Annotated in this window: 12 protein-coding genes and 2 pseudogenes; all 14 read right to left on the bottom strand. The window is 54.8% G+C overall.

What is annotated here, in order from left to right; translation table 11 throughout:
• Positions 1–150: 150 nt before the first annotated feature.
• A pseudogene (locus GE107_RS05790) lies at positions 151–4,105 on the bottom strand (GH32 C-terminal domain-containing protein).
• 217 nt (positions 4,106–4,322) lie between these two features.
• Positions 4,323–4,772 (bottom strand): hypothetical protein, encoded by a 450-nt coding sequence (locus GE107_RS05785; RefSeq protein WP_219638730.1) that lies wholly within the window; start codon positions 4,770–4,772, stop codon positions 4,323–4,325.
• A 94-nt stretch (positions 4,773–4,866) separates the two neighbouring features.
• Positions 4,867–5,187, bottom strand: a complete 321-nt coding sequence (locus GE107_RS05780) for a hypothetical protein (protein ID WP_219638729.1) — start codon at positions 5,185–5,187, stop codon at positions 4,867–4,869.
• A gap of 74 nt (positions 5,188–5,261) precedes the next feature.
• Positions 5,262–7,784: a PfkB family carbohydrate kinase gene (locus GE107_RS05775; protein ID WP_219638728.1), complete on the bottom strand. Its 2,523-nt coding sequence runs from the start codon at positions 7,782–7,784 to the stop codon at positions 5,262–5,264.
• 56 nt (positions 7,785–7,840) lie between these two features.
• Positions 7,841–10,102, bottom strand: a complete 2,262-nt coding sequence (locus GE107_RS05770; RefSeq protein WP_370636272.1) for a GH32 C-terminal domain-containing protein — start codon at positions 10,100–10,102, stop codon at positions 7,841–7,843.
• 107 nt (positions 10,103–10,209) lie between these two features.
• Positions 10,210–11,874, bottom strand: coding sequence for an extracellular solute-binding protein (locus GE107_RS05765; protein ID WP_219638727.1), 1,665 nt, complete (start codon positions 11,872–11,874; stop codon positions 10,210–10,212).
• A 119-nt stretch (positions 11,875–11,993) separates the two neighbouring features.
• A pseudogene (locus GE107_RS05760) lies at positions 11,994–12,883 on the bottom strand (carbohydrate ABC transporter permease).
• A gap of 16 nt (positions 12,884–12,899) precedes the next feature.
• Positions 12,900–13,859, bottom strand: a complete 960-nt coding sequence (locus GE107_RS05755; protein ID WP_219638726.1) for an ABC transporter permease — start codon at positions 13,857–13,859, stop codon at positions 12,900–12,902.
• A 361-nt stretch (positions 13,860–14,220) separates the two neighbouring features.
• On the bottom strand, positions 14,221–15,225 hold the full coding sequence (locus tag GE107_RS05750) for a LacI family DNA-binding transcriptional regulator (protein WP_219638725.1): 1,005 nt from the start codon (positions 15,223–15,225) through the stop codon (positions 14,221–14,223).
• Positions 15,226–16,275: 1,050 nt separating this feature from the next.
• The gene (locus GE107_RS05745) at positions 16,276–16,638 is read right to left on the bottom strand and encodes a GIY-YIG nuclease family protein (RefSeq protein ID WP_219638724.1); all 363 of its coding nucleotides are present in this window, start codon (positions 16,636–16,638) and stop codon (positions 16,276–16,278) included.
• Between the two features lie 91 nt (positions 16,639–16,729).
• Positions 16,730–17,209, bottom strand: a complete 480-nt coding sequence (locus tag GE107_RS05740) for a DUF6530 family protein (RefSeq protein WP_219638723.1) — start codon at positions 17,207–17,209, stop codon at positions 16,730–16,732.
• Between the two features lie 323 nt (positions 17,210–17,532).
• Positions 17,533–18,351, bottom strand: a complete 819-nt coding sequence (gene iolB, locus GE107_RS05735) for a 5-deoxy-glucuronate isomerase (protein WP_219638722.1) — start codon at positions 18,349–18,351, stop codon at positions 17,533–17,535.
• Between the two features lie 55 nt (positions 18,352–18,406).
• On the bottom strand, positions 18,407–19,432 hold the full coding sequence (gene iolG / locus GE107_RS05730) for an inositol 2-dehydrogenase (protein WP_219638721.1): 1,026 nt from the start codon (positions 19,430–19,432) through the stop codon (positions 18,407–18,409).
• On the bottom strand, positions 19,422–20,306 hold the full coding sequence (gene fba / locus GE107_RS05725) for a class II fructose-1,6-bisphosphate aldolase (RefSeq protein ID WP_219638720.1): 885 nt from the start codon (positions 20,304–20,306) through the stop codon (positions 19,422–19,424). Before fba ends, iolG begins: the two co-directional genes overlap by 11 nt.
• Positions 20,307–20,311: the final 5 nt, after the last annotated feature.

Genomic DNA, 20,311 nt, shown 5'->3' with positions numbered 1-20,311 from the left:
CTCCTCCGTGGATGACCTTGAAGGATTTGCCGTGAGCGCCGGCTTGGGAAGACGCGATTCCGGCGTTGAGCGCCAAGCCGTTGTTTGACTTCCTCGTCGAAGAGGCAAGCTGCCCCTGCAGCTTGCCTCCCTGCTTTGCTTCTTTAAACGTTATTGTTGCTTCTTCGTTTGAGTAGGGACCTTTGTTTTCGTCATTTGAACCGGCACATTGAAATCATCCACGTTAAGATGTCCAAAGCCGGCGGTTGAATGGTCAACGACCTTGATGTATAGTTCCTCTCCAAGGTACGCCGATGCGTCCCAAATGACTCGTTGATACTCCTCGTAATTGGTGGCGGTCGCTTTGAACAATTCTTTACCGTCGGATGCCCGGACGAGAGCAACATAGAGCTTATCGATATCGCGCCCCCCGCTGACAAGGAAGTTCAACTTGCCGTTGCCGACGAGAATAAAGTTTTGCGACCTGAGCGTGCCCGTTAAGCTGTCGCCCCCGGCTGCTTCATTATATCCCCATAGGTGATAACCGCCATTCCGAGCAGGATTGAAGTAGATGTTCCCCCAGAAGAACTTGGCATCGGTGACATGAAGATTCTGGAACGCGTCTCCTTCCGTGATCCAGCCTGTTAAATCCCCTGTTTCAAAATCGTGGTTCGGCAATTCGGTAATATCCTTATACACGGAGTTGTCCCAGTTGTCCGGCACGTATACCGGAGCCGCAGGTTTGCCTGTCGAGGCATTCATGTCCCATACTTGCATTGACTTCACGGTTATATCGCCGTCGGCATATACTTGCAATCCTAATGAATCATATCTGCCCACGTAGACTCTGGTTGTCAGCTTCTTCTTGTCGTTTGCAAAGGCTTCGATCACGGAGCGATCCAGGAAGATATGGAGCTTCAGGTTTTGACCGTCCAGATCCACATCGTCTCCTTGGATGCCGCCGACCCTGACGTCCGGATCGATGCTGCTCTTCGTTCGGTCTACGTTAAACGTTTGATTCGTCTTATCGTAGTAGAGGAGCGTCTCTTCTTCGCCTTTCTCGGAGCGGCGCACCTTGAGGCCGAATTTCTTGGCATTGCCGGGATCGATCTCCATCATGATCTCCAGCATGTCGCCCTTCACGTTTTGAATATGCGCGTTCGCGCTCGCTAATTTTTTATTTTTGAAATCGACGATTTTATTTCTTCTTAGACTTTGCAATTCCTGGATCGGTTCCACTTTCAGCTTATCGTTATTGTCCAGACTCAAGGCAATCGGAAGCGCCAAATTGTGAGCCCAGCCGGACTGATATTCAGCTTGCGGCGTTCTGACATTCTGAACCATGGAGAACAGAACCGTCCTGCCGTCAGGCGTGACCAAGCCGCTTTCCGCAGTAAGATAGCCGTCGCCTGCATCCAGCTTTTGAGGCGCCTCCTGGTCCGGGATGAATCTGAAGCTGTCCCGATCCCAGGTTCCGATCCAATAGAACACCTCCACGTCTCTCAGCAAATCGTCGCTCGGCGGAATGTGCTCGGGTTTCTCATGCGGATTAATGATGAAAATATGCTTTTGATTTCCCTTGCTGTCTTTGCCTAACGGCAGCAATACCGGCAATTCCCACACCGTTCCGAGCTCCGGATACTTGGTTCTGTCGCTGACATATAGTGGCCCCTTATATTGCCAGTTGTACATATCATCCGACACGTATACGAGCGCCGTGCCGCTGCTGAAATCTTGAAGTCCGGAAGTGACGAGTTGATACCATTTATCCGTTTCCCCGTCGTACCAGACGAACGGATCTCTAAATTCATTGTAAATGCCGTTACCGTTTTGCTCCGTGACAGGAACCGGGTGTTTCACCCAATCTCTTAACGTAGGATCGGATAGATCGGCTGGCGTTGCGAGTGCCGTTCTCTGGTTTGGTTTAGCTTGGTCGTTGCCGGCGGTATAGAACAAAACGGGATTGCCGTTCCGATCGTATGCCGCGCTTCCCGACCAGACGCCGTCCGGATCAAGATCGCCGGCTTCCGGCGCCAGGGCCGGCCTTACGTTTTCCCAATGCACCATATCATCGCTGACCCAATGTCCCCAATGAATTTGATGCCAGTATGGCCCTTGCGGATTGTGCTGATAGAACAAGTGATATTTGCCGTTGAAGTAAATCGGCGCATGGCTTTCATTCATCCAGTTTTGCGGCGGGATGCCATGATATTGCGGACGATGCTGATCGCCGTCGAACACGCTTGGATCTTCATCAATATCCGCATCTTGAATTGCGGGGATTGCACCGCTGTGCGCTGCCTTCACGGCTTCATATTGCGCCAGCACGTCTTCCGCCGGAAGGGCGGCATTGCTCAGCTTCACTTCATCGATGAGCCCGCTGAACATATTGAAGGAAAACAATCCCGCAAATTCAACCGCATGAGTATTTTTGCCGATCATCAAATTTTCCGAAGACGGCGTAATCGGAACATTTTTAGGCGTAGCCCGCGACGCGACTTCTTCGCCGTTCAGATATAACTTGATCATTCCGGCTTCCTTATCGAAAGTTGCGACAACATAATTCCATTTGTATTTTTGGAGCGGTTTGTCTTTGACCCATACCTCTACCCATTTCCCTCCGATGCCGACTTGCACCGACCATGTGCCATGCCGGTACATGCCGAGCGCAAGGCCTTCGGATTTATCCTGATTGTATTGATTGACGATCGCGGACAGTTTGCCGCCGTCGCCGTACTCATAGCTGCGTGGAGCAACCCATGCTTGGATCGTGAAGGCATCGCTCAGGGGGACGACATCCTTGGCATCCATTTCGATAGAGTTGGAGTATCCGTCAAACAATAAGGCGCCGCCTTTTACCCCATTCGGTGTCCAACGGGGATCTTTGGATGCCATGTATCTTGCATGATTAAATACATAATTCACATCATGCTCAGTGCTGCGCACTTGTTCCACCGTTTTCTTCCCGGACCCTTCATCGAGAGGGAAATAGGCGATGGTACCCGTAGTAAGCGATTGGAACGCATCGACCGCAATGCTTGCTTGATTGGAAGCGTCAATAACCTTCATATATAACGTTTTGCCGAAATACTCCTGAACTCCCCATGAAATTTGGTCATTCACGCTGATGGTCCCCGTTTTCTTAACCATCGAGTTGTCGTCCGCATCGAACAGGGCAACATAGGCCATTGCAGGATTATGGACTTCCAGAACGCGGAAGTTTATCACGCCTGCGCCTTGCAGCGTAAAGGTGTTGGAAGTGATCGAGCCTTCACCTTCTTCACTGGATGCTGCAAAGAAAGTCCCTTCTTTTGAGGCATGATGATCGTTCGTAACCCGGAAGGCGTCCCCTTCCACCGTCCAGCTAGTGAAGTCCCCGGTTTCAAAGCCGGGATTTGCAATCTCATTCGGGATATTATTAACGGCGAAGACCCCATCTTCCGGCACGACTTCATGGAAGGTATGGAAAGCATCAGCAAAAATCAATCCCCAATCCGATGTCGCGTTGTCGACGATTTCAAGGTACAGATTCTTGCCTATACTTAGACAAATCGGCTCTATACTGCTCCATGTTCGCCAGACGCAATCCTTGGTCCGGATTCGGGAAGTTCACGTCGGCGAATTCGGTATTTCCGTATCTCGCCACCAATTTGCCGGTGTCTGCGTCAATGACATCGACATAGACTTGGTCCGTATGCTTGCCGCCGCCCAGCCTGAAGCTGATCCAGCCGGTGCCGCCCAGCTCGAACGTTGACGAACGAAGCTTGCCGGTTGCTGATTCCGCGCTTTTCCAGCCGTTCAGGTGATACTCGCCTTCTTGATTGTAGGGGATGTTTTCCGCCCAGTAGGACGTTTCATCCGATACGCTGCCGGTATGGAATGCCTGACCTTCAACGATCGTCCATCCCGTCAAATCCCCGGTTTCAAAGCTAGGATTCTGGATTCGGTAACGGTCGAAATCAGGCTTGATATCTACCGCTACGGTCCCTTCCGACGGCTCGGTTGCATGGTACATGTGGAAGGCATCCGCAAAAATCAATCCCCAGTCCGACGTCGCGTTGTCGACAATTTCGACGTACAGCTTTTGGCCAAGATGCGCCGACAGATCCGCCTTGTAGGGTTCCATGTTCGCCAAACGCATGCCTTGGGCCGGATCCGGAAACCCTGCATCCGAAAATTTGCTGTTTCCGTATCTGGCCACGACTTCACCTGAGTCCGCATCCACAATATTGACAAATACTTTGCTTGCATTTTTGGCCCCGCCCAGCCGGAAGCTGATCCAGCCGCTGCCGCTTAACTGAAACGTACTGGAACGCAGCTTCCCTGTACTGGCCTCGCCATTCTTATACGGTTTTCGCAAGGATGTTTCGAAAAGCGGTAAAATGAGAGACGGCTTTCATGAAAGGAAGGATCAATTCCGGCGGAACCGCATGGCGCAGCGGCGAAGACTCGTCATGCTGCAAATATTGCAAAAAATTGATGTAGGATACTTTCAACCGGATAATGTCTTTGAATTGCGCGAACCAAAGTGCTGCGTAGGCGGATGAAGGGGCCGGGGCTCGTTCCAGATGCTCTTTGAATGCTGCGAGTCCTTTCAAGCCGCTGATATAGTTTGGGGTCGTCGTACCGATGATTTTGTCGCGGGTGATTTGCAATTGGCGCGTCAGAACGCTGTCCTTCAAGGATTTGGCAGGCGGCGTAAAAGCAAATGCGGATGCGCCGGGTCTTTCAAACGATTGCTTGATGATGTCCGCGGGAATCGCTCCTCGATGATGAATGCTCCAAACGAGCATTTGACGGTTCGCCTCATCGTACTGTTGAACGGCAAACAAATGATAGTGATTGCGGCTCAATTGGTAGCCGTAGCACCATGGAAGGAAGTAGGTTTCACCGGAAATCAGCAGACAATTGTACCGGGACAGCTTCTCGATCAGGCGGTCGAAGTTTTTTTTCCCGGAGCACGATAAGGTTCATTCCAAACAGCTCGTGGGCATTCCAAAGCACGGGATTGTTCATGTGGTTGGATTCATACCCGGTGATTTGCTCCAAGGAATGATAATAGAAATTCCAGGTGTTGGAGAAGACCCATTGGAACGGCATATTGTACGCTTGAAGCACGGAACATGCCAGCGCGTCGGCGCAATTGCCCCACGTTGCATAATGCAAATCGGGAAGCTCTTTCAATAAAGGTTCTTCCTTCCGCAACATTCATCATCTCCTTCCGAATGGGAGGCCGCCCCCTAATCATGCATTCGCCTGCTTCAGTGACGGCCTCCCAAAGGCTAAATCGTTCCCCTGCTCTCGGCAAGCGGCCTCTTGCTTGAATCCGCATAGATGGAATTAAGCGGATAATAGACGAAGCGGCTCACCTTGACATCCCCGCCTTTGCTGTACAGCGCCACCCCATCGCTGGATGGATCGGGGAAAATCAGATCGGTCAGTACGAGACGCCCGTCATCGGCAAACACTTCGACGGAAGATTGATCGACGAAAACGCGCAGTTTCAACCGATTCCCCGCCGATTGGAGGGCAGCTCCGTGTTTGCAAGGGAACGCCTCGTGGAAGCCGGACTCGCCCGAACGGGTCCGGTCGATATACAGGAAGCCCGTTTCCGTCTCGAAACCGATCACCGTCTCCTCCCGGTCGGACCGGCACAAGATCAACCCGAACTCCGCCGTATCTTCCCAAGAGAATTCCGCTTCGATTTCGTACCCGTTCCCGCTCAGGCCGGACAGCGCGCGCTCTCCCGACACGACGGTACCGGAAGGAAGCGGCACCGGCTCGCCCCGCAATTCGCTCAGCTCTTCGACCGGCTGCGAGATCAGACGAATGCCTTCCGCCGTTCTCGTCAGAGAGAGCGAACGCGGGATCGTCATCGCGCTGCGCCATTCCACGGTCGGCGTTTGGTTCGCGTACTTCCAGTTGCTCATCCAGCCGATGAGAAGACGGCGTCCATCCTGCTCGGGCACGTCGGACCATGTGACGGCGGCATAGTTGTCCCGTCCGAAGTCCATCCATAGGATCTCCGCAGGCTCCAGATCGCTCGTGAACGTACGGCCGTCGAAATGGCCGATGAAATATTGGGTTCGAGAGCCTTCCGGGTATTCCGGGTTATCGCCGATGCTGACGAGCAGCACCCATTTCGTATGGCCGGTTTCGCCGTCGACGGGCAGCTCGAACAGATCGGGACATTCCCAAACGCCCGCATGCGAACCTTCCTCCGCTCCGAATTTGCCGGTGAACGTCCACTCTTTCAAATTCGCGGACGCATAGAATCGAACATGGTCGCCTGCTACCAGCACCATCACCCACTTCTGATCGGCCTCGTGCCAAAACACCTTCGGATCCCGGAAGTCCGTGATCTCGACGTCGGCAAGCACCGGATTGCCCTCGTACATCGTCCACGTTCGACCTTTGTCCTTGCTGTAAGCGAGACTCTGGCGCTGCCTCGGCCGTTCGGTGATCGTCTTCCCGTCAATAACGTAAGCGCCCGGCCCGGTATACACGGTCCCCGGGTACGTATCCGCATGCGTGAAGACGGCGACAAGCCCGGCCCCGCCGCCGAAGAAGCCGCTTGTATCGTTCCGATCCACAACGACGCTGCCGGAGAAAATCATCCCGTTGCGATCCGGGGCCATCGCGATCGGGAGATGTTCCCAACGAGCCAGATCCTTGCTTACCGCATGTCCCCAATGCATCGGCCCCCATTCGCTCTTGTCGGGATAATGCTGGTAGAACAAATGATATTCTCCTTCGAAATAGACGAGCCCGTTCGGATCGTTCAGCCAACCCGACGAAGGACTGAAATGGAATTGAGGCCGGTATTTATCTTGTTTCGTTTGCGGATTCGCAATCATCATAATCTCTCCTATTTCCGTTAATGCGGGCATCGCCGGAATTGCGCCTTTTTTTGTCGTGACAAGGGCTCCGACCGCGTTGGAAAAACGAACCATGGCGTACAGTTCGTCTTCGCCCAGATCGTCGATCCGGCAGTCTCTTTCCAACAGCTGATACAAAAAACCGCCCAAAAAAGCGTCCCCGGATCCCGTCGTATCCACCGCTTCCGCCGGAAATCCGGGAACGGAAAAAGCGATGTCTCCTTTTCTCACGAAGCAGCCTTTTTCCGCCCGCGTGACCAGAACAATGCGCACGCCGTAATGGAGGAAGATAGATTGGGAACCCTGAACAAGATCTTGCGTTCCGGTAATGAATGCAAGCTCTTCTTCCGAAATCTTAAGAACGTCGGCATATGTTAATCCGATTCGGAACTTTTCCTTGGCATGTTCGAGATTTTTCCATAACGGGATTCTCAGATTGGGATCGAACGAAACCACCGTCCCGCCCGCTTTGGCGATCATGGCCGCCTTGATCGTCGCGGAGGCTGCCGGTTCATGCGTCATGGATATGGAGCCAAAGTGAAAGATTTTCGACCTCTCCACGATCGAATAATCGACGTCCGATTCGGTCAGAAGCATATCCGCGCCGGGATTGCGCACGAAGCTGAACGATCTGTCTCCGCTTTCGTCCAAATGAACGAAAGCCAGCGTGGTGCTCGCCTCATCGGTGCGGACAACGCCCGTTGTATGAATGCCGCAAGCCTCCAGCGTATCGGTCAGGAAGCGGCCGAACGCATCCCGGCCTACTTTGCCTATAAAAGCCGTCCGTTTTCCCCATTTCGACAACGCCGCCAGCACGTTGGCAGGCGCTCCTCCCGCATTTTGCTCGAACCGCGCGTTTCCGCTACCGGACGAACCGTCCGGCGTAAAATCGATCAATACTTCTCCAAGCGACGCGACATCAAACAACTCTCTCCACCACCTATGATCTCGGGTATAGGTTTAATTTCTCTATGTTTTACGGTTCAAAAAATCGGCTGCATGCTCCAAACCCGAAGGGATTCGATCCGCAGATCCCCGTCCGCGAACAGCCGGATGCCATCTGCATCGATACGGGAAGGATAGGTTCGTGTCGTGAGGCTTTTCAATCCGTTCGCGTAGGCTTCGATAAGGGAGCGGTCGACGAAGATCCGCAGACGCAGCGGCACGCCCCGCAATTCTAGTGCGCCTTCCTGAATGCCGGTCGTCCGTTCCTTAGCATCCATTGTCGAGCGGTTTCGGTCTGCGCCGAGCCGTTCCCGAAGCCGATCGTAATAGAGATCCGTCGCTTCTTCTCCCCCCGGCGAACGCCGAACCGAAACGCCATAACGGTTAGCGTTAGCGGAACCGAAATGGAAGGCTACTTCGATTTCCAGCATATCCCCGCGAATATCCTGAAGCCGCCGATTCGCCTCTTCCAGCGATACATCCGCAAGCTGAAGCAACAGCCTGTCGCGCAATTGCTCGATCTCCCGGATCGGCTCGACCCCCAGCCGGCCGTCTTCCCGCAGGCTGAGCTGGAGCGGCAACCCCCCGCTATGCGCCCAACCGCTGTCGAATTCGCCTTCGAGCGTTCGTTCCCCTTGGGCGATCGTGAACAGCAAGGTCCGTCCCGTGACCGGATCGACCATGCCGCTCGGTCCCGAAAAATGGAAGTCACCGGCGTCGATCTGCCGCGGCTCCTCCTCGTCCGGTACGAACCGGAGGTTCGCGGCGTCGAACATACCGATCCAATAATGAACGACCTTGTTCGCTCCGGGGCCCCACGGGCTGATCAGGAAAATATGCTTGCCGGTATCGGCCCCATCCCGCTTCAACGGCAGCAGCACAGGCAATTCCCAGCCCGTTCCCAGAAACGGATACTTCGCGTAATCGCTGACGCAGAACAGGCCCTTGTAAGCCCAATCTTCCATGTTCTCCGAGACATAGACGAATGCCGTTCCGCCCAGCCCCTGCAGGCCGCCGCCGACCAACATGATCCAGCGGCCGCCTTCCTTCCAAACGAACGGATCCCGGAAAAATCCGGGCAGCACTTCGTCGTCTTGCGGCAACGTGGCGAGCGGCGTCTGCCGTTTCGTCCACCGGACCAAGTCCACATCTCCGTCTTCGGGATACGTGCTCCTGGCCAATGCGACGCATTGATCCGGATTCAGGCTGAAGTTCCCGGCCGTATAAAAGAGTGCCGGCACCCCGTTCTCGTCCAGCGCCGCGCTCCCCGACCAGATGCCGTCAGGATCGATTCCCGGTTCCGGAGCCAGCGCCGGCGGCAAGTCCCGCCATCGGATCAAATCCTCGCTTACCCAATGCCCCCAGTGGATCGATTGCCAGAAAGGGCCTTTCGGATTGGATTGGTAGAATAAATGATAGCGTCCGTTAAAATAGATCGGAGCATGGGGCTCGTTCATCCAGTGACCCGGAGGGCCCAGATGGAACCCGGGCCGATGCCGGTCCCCGCTGAAGAGCTCGCGCGGGAGGACCAAGTCCTCCCAAGGGATTTCCGGAATTTGTCCGCCGTGCGGTTCCAGAGCCTCCCGATAAAGGCGGAATACCTCTTCCCCGCTCAGGCTCCTTGCATGGATTCGGACTTCATCCATGAGCCCGTCGAAGTGATTCTTGACGAAAGGCCCGACGAGCACCTCCTCTTCGTTATGGCGCCCGACGAGCAAATCGGCTTCGCACGGCGTAATGCTTGCCGGCGCCGGATGCGTCAAACGGGCCGCTTCTTCTCCGTCGAGATACAGCTTTAATGTTCCGTTTCCCTTATCATAGGTGGCGGCCACGAACGACCACCGGTTTTTCCGAATCGGCTGGTCGTGGCACCAGACTTCGACCCATTCGTCGCCGAGCCCCAGCTGCAACGACCAGGAACCGTGTTTGTAGAGCCCGAATGCGTAGCCTTGCCGAAGTTCTCGATTATGCTGGTTCACGATGGGGCAGAGCCGGTGATCATGGTCGATGTCATAAGTGCGAGGCGCAATCCACGCGGTGATCGTCAATGCGTCTGCCGGTTTCCCTGCCTCGCCGGACGAACGGCGGATATAGGTGGAATACCCGTCGAACGAAAGGGCGGTTCCGGATATTCCCGGACGCCAAACCGGATGCCGGGGCGGCTGAAACCGTCCCCTGCCCAGCGCAAATGCAATGCAGTCATCCTTGCCGGACACAATGTCTCTTGCCATGTTTCCTTGCCCTTCGTCGAACGGCCAGCTGACAATCAAAGAATGCTCGTTTGGGGCTGCTCGCGTCACTCTTATCCTCCTATCCTTTGTCTTTGCACGAGTAATAGGAGACTAGCCGGAACGGACGATACCCGTTGTTCCGGCCAGCCTTCGATAGACTTCTCATGTACGGATGCTTATTTCGTCGACGCTAAATAACGGTCGTAAGCGGATTGGTGAGCTTTCAGCAGATCTTGGACACCCATTTTGTCCAGGGTCTTCTGGAATTCGTCCCACTCCTCTTCAACGCCGCCTTTCAACAGCCATTTGGCCCGCATTTTGTTGATGTAGTTGGAAATATCCGGTTTCAGACGATCGATGACTTCCAACTCCTCCGGTTTGAAGAAGAGGTTCGGGAATTTTTCTTTTTCCATTTGCGGAACGTAATATTTGATGCTGTCGTCAATCCGTTGCTGCGCGCGCGGCTCGACATAGTCGACTTTGTCCTTCATGGAGGTCAGGAGAAGACCGATGCCGTTCGTGACGGCCGATTTCTGTCTGAACTCGCCCGGGTTCTCTACGGTCTTCTGAATCAGCTTGCCGCCGGCGTCTTTGTCGAACCAAACGCCGATCGGACCGAAGCGGGCTTGGGCCGCCATCGAGGGCTCGTAGAAGGAGTCCAGCCATGCCGCGGTAATATCCGGGTTTTTATTGTCTTTGGTGATCGTCACGCCGTCGCGGCCGATACCGCCGCCGTTGTTCCATTTGACGACCATGTCTTTGAACGGAGGCACGATGACCCAATGCTCGCCTCTTTCGGGACCGACCACGTCGTTTTTGTCCCACCAGATCAGGGCGCCGATCGTCTCGTCTTGCGTCTTGCCTCTTGCGAAGTAGGAATCGTAATCGTGCGTGAAGGCATCCAGGTCTACCAAACCGTCTTTGAACCAGTTGTGCAAATAAGACACCGCTTGCTTGAAGCCTTCTTGCTGAGCGGAGAGGGTGACTTTCCCGTTCACCACGTTCAGGTGATCGATAAACGTCGGGTTGTTCGGGCGATACGTTTTGTCCGGCACCCCGAAAGCTCCGAACAGGACGCCGATATCGCCGGTCCAGAAATTGTCGATGTACGTCAGCGGAATTTCGTCCGGCTTGCCGTTGCCGTTCGGATCTTGCGTCTTGAACGCCTTCAATACGGCCGTAAATTCGTCCATCGTCGTCGGCATTTGCAGCTTCAGCTTGTCCAGCCAATCTTTGTTGATATAGAGGAAGTCCGGATTCGCGCCGATCTCTTCCTGCCCGGAGCCAAGCTCTTCGCCTTGCGGCAGCGAGTAGATATTGCCATCCGGTGCCGTAATCGACGCTTTGATATCCGGCCGGCTGTCCAAGATCGCCTTCAAATTCGGCATGTGTTTCTCGATCAGATCGTTAAGCGGAATGAGCGTGCCGTCTTGGCCGTATTTCAACAGCTCGGTATCCGAGAAACGGCCGCTAAAGAAGAAGTCGGGAAGGTTGCCGCTCGCCAGCAGCAGGTTGCGCTTCTCGATATAGTCGTTGTCAATGGTCGTATCCCATTCGACATGAACGTTCGTGCTTTTCTCAAGCTCTTGAATCAGCGGTTGTTGGTTGAAGTCCGCGGGCCCGAGCGGCGGTCTGTGCGCGACTGCTTTCAGCGTCAATTTGTCCTTGAGCGGGAATACTCCGCCGGATTCGGCCGGCGATGCGCTTGCCGACGTACTTGGGGTTGCCGAAGCGCTTGCCGAAGGAGATGCCGTCTCCTCGTTCTTGCCGCCGCTGCATGCCGCCAATACCAGGGTCAAAGACATGAGGGTTGCCAAAGCGAAAGTCGATTTTCTTTTCATCTGCTGGTGAACCTCCCTTATTCTTGCTTGCATTTGCAAAATCGTTAGTACCTCTTACTCGTTTTTTTCGAACGAGCAAGAATCACCCCCTTTAATGAGCGGGCGGCCGGCGTCATCGATCAGCCTTTGACCGAACCGATGAACACGCCTTGCACGAAGTAGCGCTGAAGGAACGGATACAGGATCAGGAGCGGAAGCGCAGCCACGATAATGACCCCGTATTTGATCAATCCGACAATCCGCTGCTGCTCGACAGCATTAAGGGTATCCGACACCATAGCACCGCTCGGTTGGTTCGCGATCAGAATGTTGCGCAGAATCAGCTGCAGCGGAAATTTGCTCGCGTCCTTGAGGTAAATGAGCGCGTCGAAAAATCCGTTCCACTGCCTCACGATCGCGAACAGCACAAGCACGGCAATGATCGTTTCGATAACGGCAGAACGAAGCTCCAGACGTATCTCAGGTTCGAGCATCCGTCCATGCTCGCCGATTCGCGGATTTCTTCGGGAAGACCCTGGAAGAAGGTTCTGGCAATGATGATGACGAAAGCGTCGACAGCCGTAAGGAGAACGACAGGCCAGATCGTATTCATCATGTGTAAATCTTTAACGAGCAGATAGGTCGGGATGAGTCCCCCGTTAAAAAACAAGGTGATCGCGAAGAATAGCATCAATACGTTTCTGCCGTAGAAATCCTTCCGAGACAAGGGGTAAGCCGCCATGATCGCAAGCGCCGTGCCGATGAGGGCAGCCAAAAGCGCGTATATAAGCGAATTCCGATAGCCGAGCCAGATCGAGCCGTCCGCCAAGATCCGCTGGTATCCTTCAAACGTGATTCCCCGGGGGATCAACCAAATGTCGCCGGAGCTGACGCGGTTCGGATCGCTGAAGGAAGCGATGAAAATAAAGTAAAGCGGATACAGGATCAGGAGTGTAAACCCGATGAGAAGCGTGTAATTGACGATGTCGAACGCAATGTCGCTCGCCGATTTTCGTTTGAAGGTAAGCATGTCCGGTCCACTCCTTTTAGAACAAGCCGTTGCCGCTCATTTTTTTCACCGCCCGGTTGACGAACACCAGCAAGACCAGGTTGATGACCGCATTAAACAGGCCGATCGCCGCCGAGAAGCTGTATTGCGCCCGCTGAATCCCGATCTTGTATACGTAAGTCGGAATGACTTCGGATGTGTCCACATTCATATCCGTTTGCATCAGAAACACCTTTTCGAAGCCGATATTCATCAGATTGCCGACGGCCAAGATGAAAAGCACCACGATGGTAGGCGTAATTCCCGGAATATCGATATGCCGGACCCTCTGCCACTTGCTGGCTCCGTCAACGACGGCCGCTTCGTGCAAATGAGGATCGATGGCGGCCAGAGCAGCCAAGTAGATAATGGAGGCGAAGCCGGTATTTTGCCACACATCGGTGAAGACGTAGATCGGCCGAAACCATTCGGAAGTCGCCATGAACATGACCGGCTCCCCGCCGAACGCCTTGATGATATGGTTGACGATGCCGCTGTTCGGGGACAGGAACACGAATACCATGCCGATCAGAACAACGGTCGAAATGAAGTAGGGCGCGTAGATCGACGTTTGCATGAATTTTTTGAGCTTCCTGTTCCCCACCTGATTCAGCATCAGGGCGATCAGGATCGGAATCGGAAAAGCGATGGCGAGCAGAAGAAGGCTCAAATAAATCGTGTTTGTGAGAACCTGCTCGAAGTTGTAGGAATGGAAGAATCGTTCGAAGTGTTTGAACCCTACCCACGGGCTGTCCCAGATCCCCAAACCGGCGGAGAAATCCTTGAAAGCGATCTGAACCCCGTACATGGGCATGTACCGGAAAATGATAAAGTATGCGACCGGAAGCGATATGAGCAAATACAATTCCCAATTGACCAGAATTCTCTTCATCCGGTTGCTTTTGACTTTCGTCGCCGCCGGCTTCACCCGAATCGCGGACTCCCCGGAACGAATCATGCTGTCTCCCCCTCCTCATACTCCTCCAAAAGCGACGCGAAGCTTTGCAGCGAATTCCGATTGCTTTTGGGGGAGCCCCGCGGAAAATATCCCCCAAAAGTGATGCATACCTTTGCAGCGAATTCCGATTACTTTTGGGGGAGCCCCGCGGAAAATATCCCCCAAAAGTGACGCATACCTTTGTAGCGAATTCCGATTACTTTTGGGGGAGCCCCGCGGAAAATATCCCCCAAAAGTGACGCATACCTTTGTAGCGAATTCCGATTACTTTTGGGGGAGCCCCTGGTAATTCTCTTTGTAAAACGTTTACGTAAACGTTTTTATGAATCTTAAAAAAGAAAGCCCGCATTTCGCCGGTCAGCTAACACGAGCCCCTCATCACCAGCATCGTCGGAAGACGATATTCGTGAAAATCCGCTTGATCCGGATTTTCGATTCTCTTCAGCATCACTTCCGCCGCTTTCTCCCCGATTTCAAAAGAGGGCTGCCGAATCACGGTCAATGGCGGCGTGGTGATCTTGGTCCAATCGTAATCGTCGAATCCGATGACCGCGAGCTCCTCCGGAATTCGGATCTGGCGTTCCTGAAGATATCCTACCGCCCCCATCGTCAATACGTTGTTGGCCACGAACAAAGCCGTGATTTCGTTTTGGGCGAGCAGCTCTTTCGCGCTTTCGTATCCGCTTTCGTAATTGGAATGCGCTACTTTCACCAAAGAAGGGTCGAAGGCGATGCCATGCTCGGCCAGCGCCTGCCTGTAACCGTTCAACCTCTCGTTGCTGGTGGAGATGCCAAGTCCCCCGGTAATGAATCCGATCCGTCTGTGCCCTCTCTCGATCAGCGTCTGAACCGCTTGCAAGGAACCGCCGAAGCCGTCCGCCAACACGAAGTCGCCATTGTAGCCTATCGGCTTGCGATCGATGAACACGACCGGGTAATGGGAACGGACCGTGTCCTTCAAGTAGCTCACTTCATCGGCAATGGAAGCAATGATGAGTCCGTCAATCTGCTTCGAATTGAAAAGCCTGATCTGCTCCTTCTCTTCCTCCAGCTCTTCGGTCGAGTTGTTGCTCATCAACACCTGGTAACCGTGACGTTTCAGCGCTTTCTGAATGCCCTGCGCAATCGTCATGAAGAAGAAATTGGAAGTATCCGAGGGCAAAATCGGAACGATCAAGCCGATCGTCTTCGTCTTCTGATTCCGAAGGCTTCGAGCCAAGGAGTTGGGCTGGTAATCCAGTTCCTCCATGGCCCGGTGCACCTTGTTCTTCGTGCTCTCGGACACGAAACGCGTATGGTTGATGACGTGGGAAACGGTCGCGATGGATACGCCGGCCCTTTCGGCTACCTGCTTGATGTCTGCCATGGTTTCACCTCGAATGCGCCTAAAAAAACGTTTACGTAATCGTTTTTCTTTATTCTATAACCCCTATTTCTCCGTTGTCAATCTTTTTTTGATGCGCTTACAAAGGGAACGGATTTTGTAATGGCGGAGGGACATTATTTCGGCGAACAGACGGTGCGGCAGGCTAATTAGTGGCGCAGGGACATTATTTCGGCGAATAGACGGTGCGGCAGGCTAATTAGTGGCGGAGGGACATTATTTCGGCGAACAGATGGTACGGCTGGACTATTAGTGGCGCTGGGACATTATTTCGGCGAACGGACGGTACGGCAGACGAATTAGTGGCGAAGGGACATTATTTCGGCGAATAGACGGTGCGGCAGACGAATTAGTGGCGCAGGGACATTATTTCGGCGAATAGACGGTATGGCAGGACTATTCGTGGCGCAGGGACATTATTTCGGCAAGAAGACGGTACGACAGGACTATTAGTGGCGGAGGGACATTATTTCGGCGAATAGACGGTATGGCAGGACTATTCGTGGCGCAGGGACATTATTTCGGCAAGAAGACGGTATGGCAGGACTATTCGTGGCGCAGGGACATTATTTCGGCAAGAAGACGGTACGACAGGACTATTAGTGGCGGAGGGACATTATTTCGGCGAATAGACGGTGCGGCAGGACTATTAGTGGCGCAGGGACATTATTTCGGCGAATAAACGGTGCGGCAGGACTATTCGTGGCGCAGGGACATTATTTCGGCGAATAAACGGTACGGCAGGCTATTAGTGGCGCAGGGACATTATTTCGGCGAATAGACGGTACGGCAGACGAATTAGTGGCGGAGGGACATTATATCGACGAACAGACGGTGCGGCAGGACTATTAGTGGCGGAGGGACATTATTTCGGCGAATAGACGGTGCGGCAGGCTAATTAGTGGCGGAGGGACATTATTTCGGCGAATAGACGGTACGGCAGGACTATTAGTGACTATGGGACATTATTTCGGCGAACACGAATCCGGCCCCGAAGAAAATCCGGCCCCCTGAGGGCCGGATTGAGGAAGATCATTTGCCCGCGGGCGGCTTATGATAGCCCCTGTCTCCATAGGGCTGCAGCTTCTCCAGCCACGGCTTCAGGATTTGCTTGAGCTCCCAGCGCATGTCGGCGATCTTCTCGGTGTCCTTCTGCTCCAACACTTCGTAGGTGAACGCATCCGCTCCGAATTCCTTCCAATCCTTCTGCAGCCCGGCATTCGCGAACCTTCCCATATCCAACTGCATCCGCAGGGTGAACCATTTGTTTTTCAGGTTGGGGTAGCTGTCGATGTAGATTTTGCCGTTGACGTTATTCTTGATTTGGGCGACGCCCATGTAAATCTTGATCTCCTTATACTGCTCAAGCAGTTCTTTGCGTCTGCTCTTGTCCATGTCGTTCTCCTCTCTTGCCGGTTATGAGGCCCTGCAGCAGTGCCCCCACCTTGATTCATGTCGGCGAACGTGCCCCCGATTGGATAACATCTCAATACCCCATATCTTCGAGAATGCTCGATAACGTGCGAAGCCTCTCCCCGATCAGCTCGTCGTCGTTGCTTAAGGCTTGGCTGAACAGCTTGATGTCCTCTTGGATTCTTTCGTTGTCCGTGCACACTGCGACGGTCATGGCATCCCCTTGCAGGCCGACCCGGTCGATCACGGGATTCTGCGGGTCGTACAGATGCTCGTAACGGTAAGCTTCCCGAAAATGCGCCATGGCGCGGCAGATCAGGATGGACAAATCCAGCACGCGATGGAGCGGCAGCTCCTCCGATTGCCGGGACCACTTCTCGCCGGTGTACCTCCACACCTTGGCCGAAATGTCGACCTTGCCTCTGTCGTTCCATTGGGCCAGTCCCAGGGAAAGCCCTTTGGCGTCGGTGTTGCCGGCGAACCGGCCGTCCACCTGCCCGTAATTCTCCGATACGACGACGGGCTTATGTTTAAGGGTTGTCGGGATTTTCATCAGGGGTTCCTCTTTTCGCTTCAAGGTTTCTTGTTCAGTATTTTACTAAATTACTAATTTACTAAACTACGTGTTCATATTAGCCGCTGCTTCGTCGTTTGTCAATCCGTGGCGTTTGACCTGCTCCGAAAAAGACGTTATTCGCGTTCATCAAGTAAACCGGCTACGCCGTTCTTACGGACGGATAGACGTTTTATCGGAGGTGATTCGGATAAGGATGGCGGGTATTATCCTTTCCGAATCATGAACATAGCCCGCTCCTTCCATCCGTAAGGGCGGGCTGACATTCGGCGCTGCTATTCGTTTGCAACAAGCATTTCGCCTTATTTAGCGGCCGGCTTGGGCATGAGCCATTCGTGATCGGGATCGTTATGGAATTTCCACGTACGCACGGGTCCCGCCATTACGTTCAGATAATAAACATCATATCCCGGCGGCGCGCAAACCGGATGGTATCCGCGGGGCACCAGCACGGCCTCGCCGTCGCGTACGACGAGCGTTTCGTCCAGGGACCGGTCGTCCGTATAGACGCGCTGGATGGCGAACCCTTGCCCCGGCTGCACCCGGAAATAATACGTTTCCTCCAGCAGCGACTCTTCCGGAAGCGCGTCGCGGTCATGCTTGTGCGGCGGGTAGCTGGACCAATGGCCGTTCGGCGTGAATACCTCCACCACGAGGAGGCTGTCGGCCGGCTCCCGTTCCGGAAGGATGTTGTGGATCTGGCGCTCGATGTTGCCGTATCCCCGGATTTCCTTGCCTACGTTGTCCGGCGCGATCAGCCTCGCCTCGTGATTCCCCCGGCCCGGAGCGGTGCACACGCCCAATTCCAGCTCGGTGAGAGCAAGCACTTCGTACCGGTCCCCGTCGGGCACATAAACCGAATACGGCGGGGTCTTCTCGAACACGCTCATCCGCTGTCCGATGCCCGTCCAGGACTTGGATTTCGTCGAGATGTCCGCTTTGCCGCCAATCAGCACCAGGCAGACTTCGCGCTCGCCGGTTTCCCGGCTCAGGGTCTGCCCTTCGGCAAGCCGAACGACCTCGAACCCTACATAGGTCCAACCGGCGGATTCCGGCGTAATGGACAGCACCCGGCCGTCCTTGTCCGGATGCCGCTCCGGCGCGACGATCAAGTTAGACATCGGATTACACCCCTTCGATTCTCCTGCTTTGTCGCCCGGGTTGGGCAACGATCGTTCAGGCCTTGCTCAATTCATGAATTTCGCTAAGCTTCACCGGCCGCTTAAGGCGAGAGGAGAGCTTGGCGGCCAAAGCGATCCGTTCCGCCTGCAAGCCGTCGTTGCCTTCGACCGGCAGAGGCGCTCCCTTCGCAAGGCTATCGATGAACATTTGCGTTTCTTCGATATAGGCGTCATTGTACCGTTCCAGGAAGAAATGCAGCGGCTTGTCCGAGACGATGCCTTCGGCCGTGCTGACGACCGCCGTGTTCGGGTGGTCGTTGGCGACGGCGACGCTGCCTTTGGAGCCGAATACCTCGACCCGCTGGTCGTAACCGTACACGGCTTGGCGGCTGTTGTCGATGACGCCGAGAGCGCCGTTCGCGAATCGCAGCGTGACGACCGCCGTGTCCACGTCACCGTATTTGGCGAACACCGGATCCACCAGCACGTTGCCTTGCGCGTACACTTCTTCGACCTCGCTGCCGGACAGGAATCGGGCCATGTCGAAATCGTGAATCATCATGTCCATGAAAATGCCGCCCGACACCTTGATATAGTCCTCATGCGGCGGATTCGGGTCCCGCGAGGTGATCTTCACGATGTGCAAGTCGCCGATGGTGCCCGCCTGCACATGCTCGCGCACCCGCTTGAAGTTGTGGTCGAAACGGCGGTTGAAGCCGATCTGGAGCTTCACGCCCGCCTGGCGCACGGCCTCCACCGCTTCCTCCGTTTGCGCGATGTCCATGCTCACCGGCTTTTCGCAGAAAATGTGCTTGCCTGCCCGCGCGGCCTGCTTGATGAGCGGCACGTGCGTATCCGTAGACGAGCAGATGAACACGGCGTCAATGTCGGGTCTTGCGATAATGTCGTCACTGTTCTTCGTGACGGTGGAGATTCCCCGGTCCGCGGCCCAGACTTCCAGTTCCGGACCCGCATACAGGTCGCTTACGGCGACGACTTCCGCTTGCGCCAGCCGCAGCAGGTTGTCGGCGTGAATCTTGCCGATTCGGCCCGCGCCGATAATCCCGATCCTAATTTTCATCCTTGTTTCCTCCCGCTTTTCCCGTACTGCCGAACAAACGCATTTTCGCTTTCACCGACGCCTTGATCGCTTCCCGCGCCGGATTCAAATAATGTCTCGGATCGTACGCCTCCGGATGCTCGTTCAGATAGCTGCGGATGGCGGAGGTACAGGCCATTTGGTTGTCCGTGTTGACATTGATTTTGGCGGTTCCGAGGTCGATCGCCCGCCGGATTTCCTCTTCCGGCAAGCCGCTGCCTCCATGAAGCACGAGCGGCACGCCCGTCAGCCTGCGGATTTCCGCCATCCGCCCGAAACCGAGCTTGGGCTGTCCGCGATAAGGACCGTGCACCGATCCGAGCGCCGGAGCCAGGCAATCGACTCCGGTTTCCCGCACGAGCCGTACGCACTCCCCGGGCACGGCGTACATCGCTTCCGCTTCGTCCACCACCAGGTCGTCCTCGCGCCCCGTAATGCGTCCGAGCTCCGCTTCCACCGATGCCCCCAGGACATGGGCCGCCTCCGTGACCCGCCGCGTCTCGGCGATGTTTTCCTCCAGAGGATGATGCGAAGCGTCGATCATCACGGAGGTGAACCCCGCATGCAGCGCGCGGATGCAGACCTCGTAGGTCGATCCGTGATCCAGATGAAGGGCGACGGGTACCGTGACGCCGTAGTGCTCGATCAGCGCCCGGACCATTCCGGCAATGCAAGGCAATCCTCCCATATAGGGAATGTAGGCCTCGCTGACGCCAAGAATGACCGGCGACCGTTCTTCTTGCGCCGCCTGCAGAATCGCTTGCGTGAATTCCAGGTTGTTCAAATTAAATTGACCGATCGCGTAGTGACCGTTTGCCGCTTCCTGCAGCATGCGAGTCATCGAAACAAGCGCCATTTCGT

It is taken from the genome of Cohnella sp. CFH 77786 (assembly GCF_019400745.1).
Taxonomy (GTDB): domain Bacteria; phylum Bacillota; class Bacilli; order Paenibacillales; family Paenibacillaceae; genus Cohnella.
This window is presented reverse-complemented; position numbering and strand designations above follow the sequence as displayed.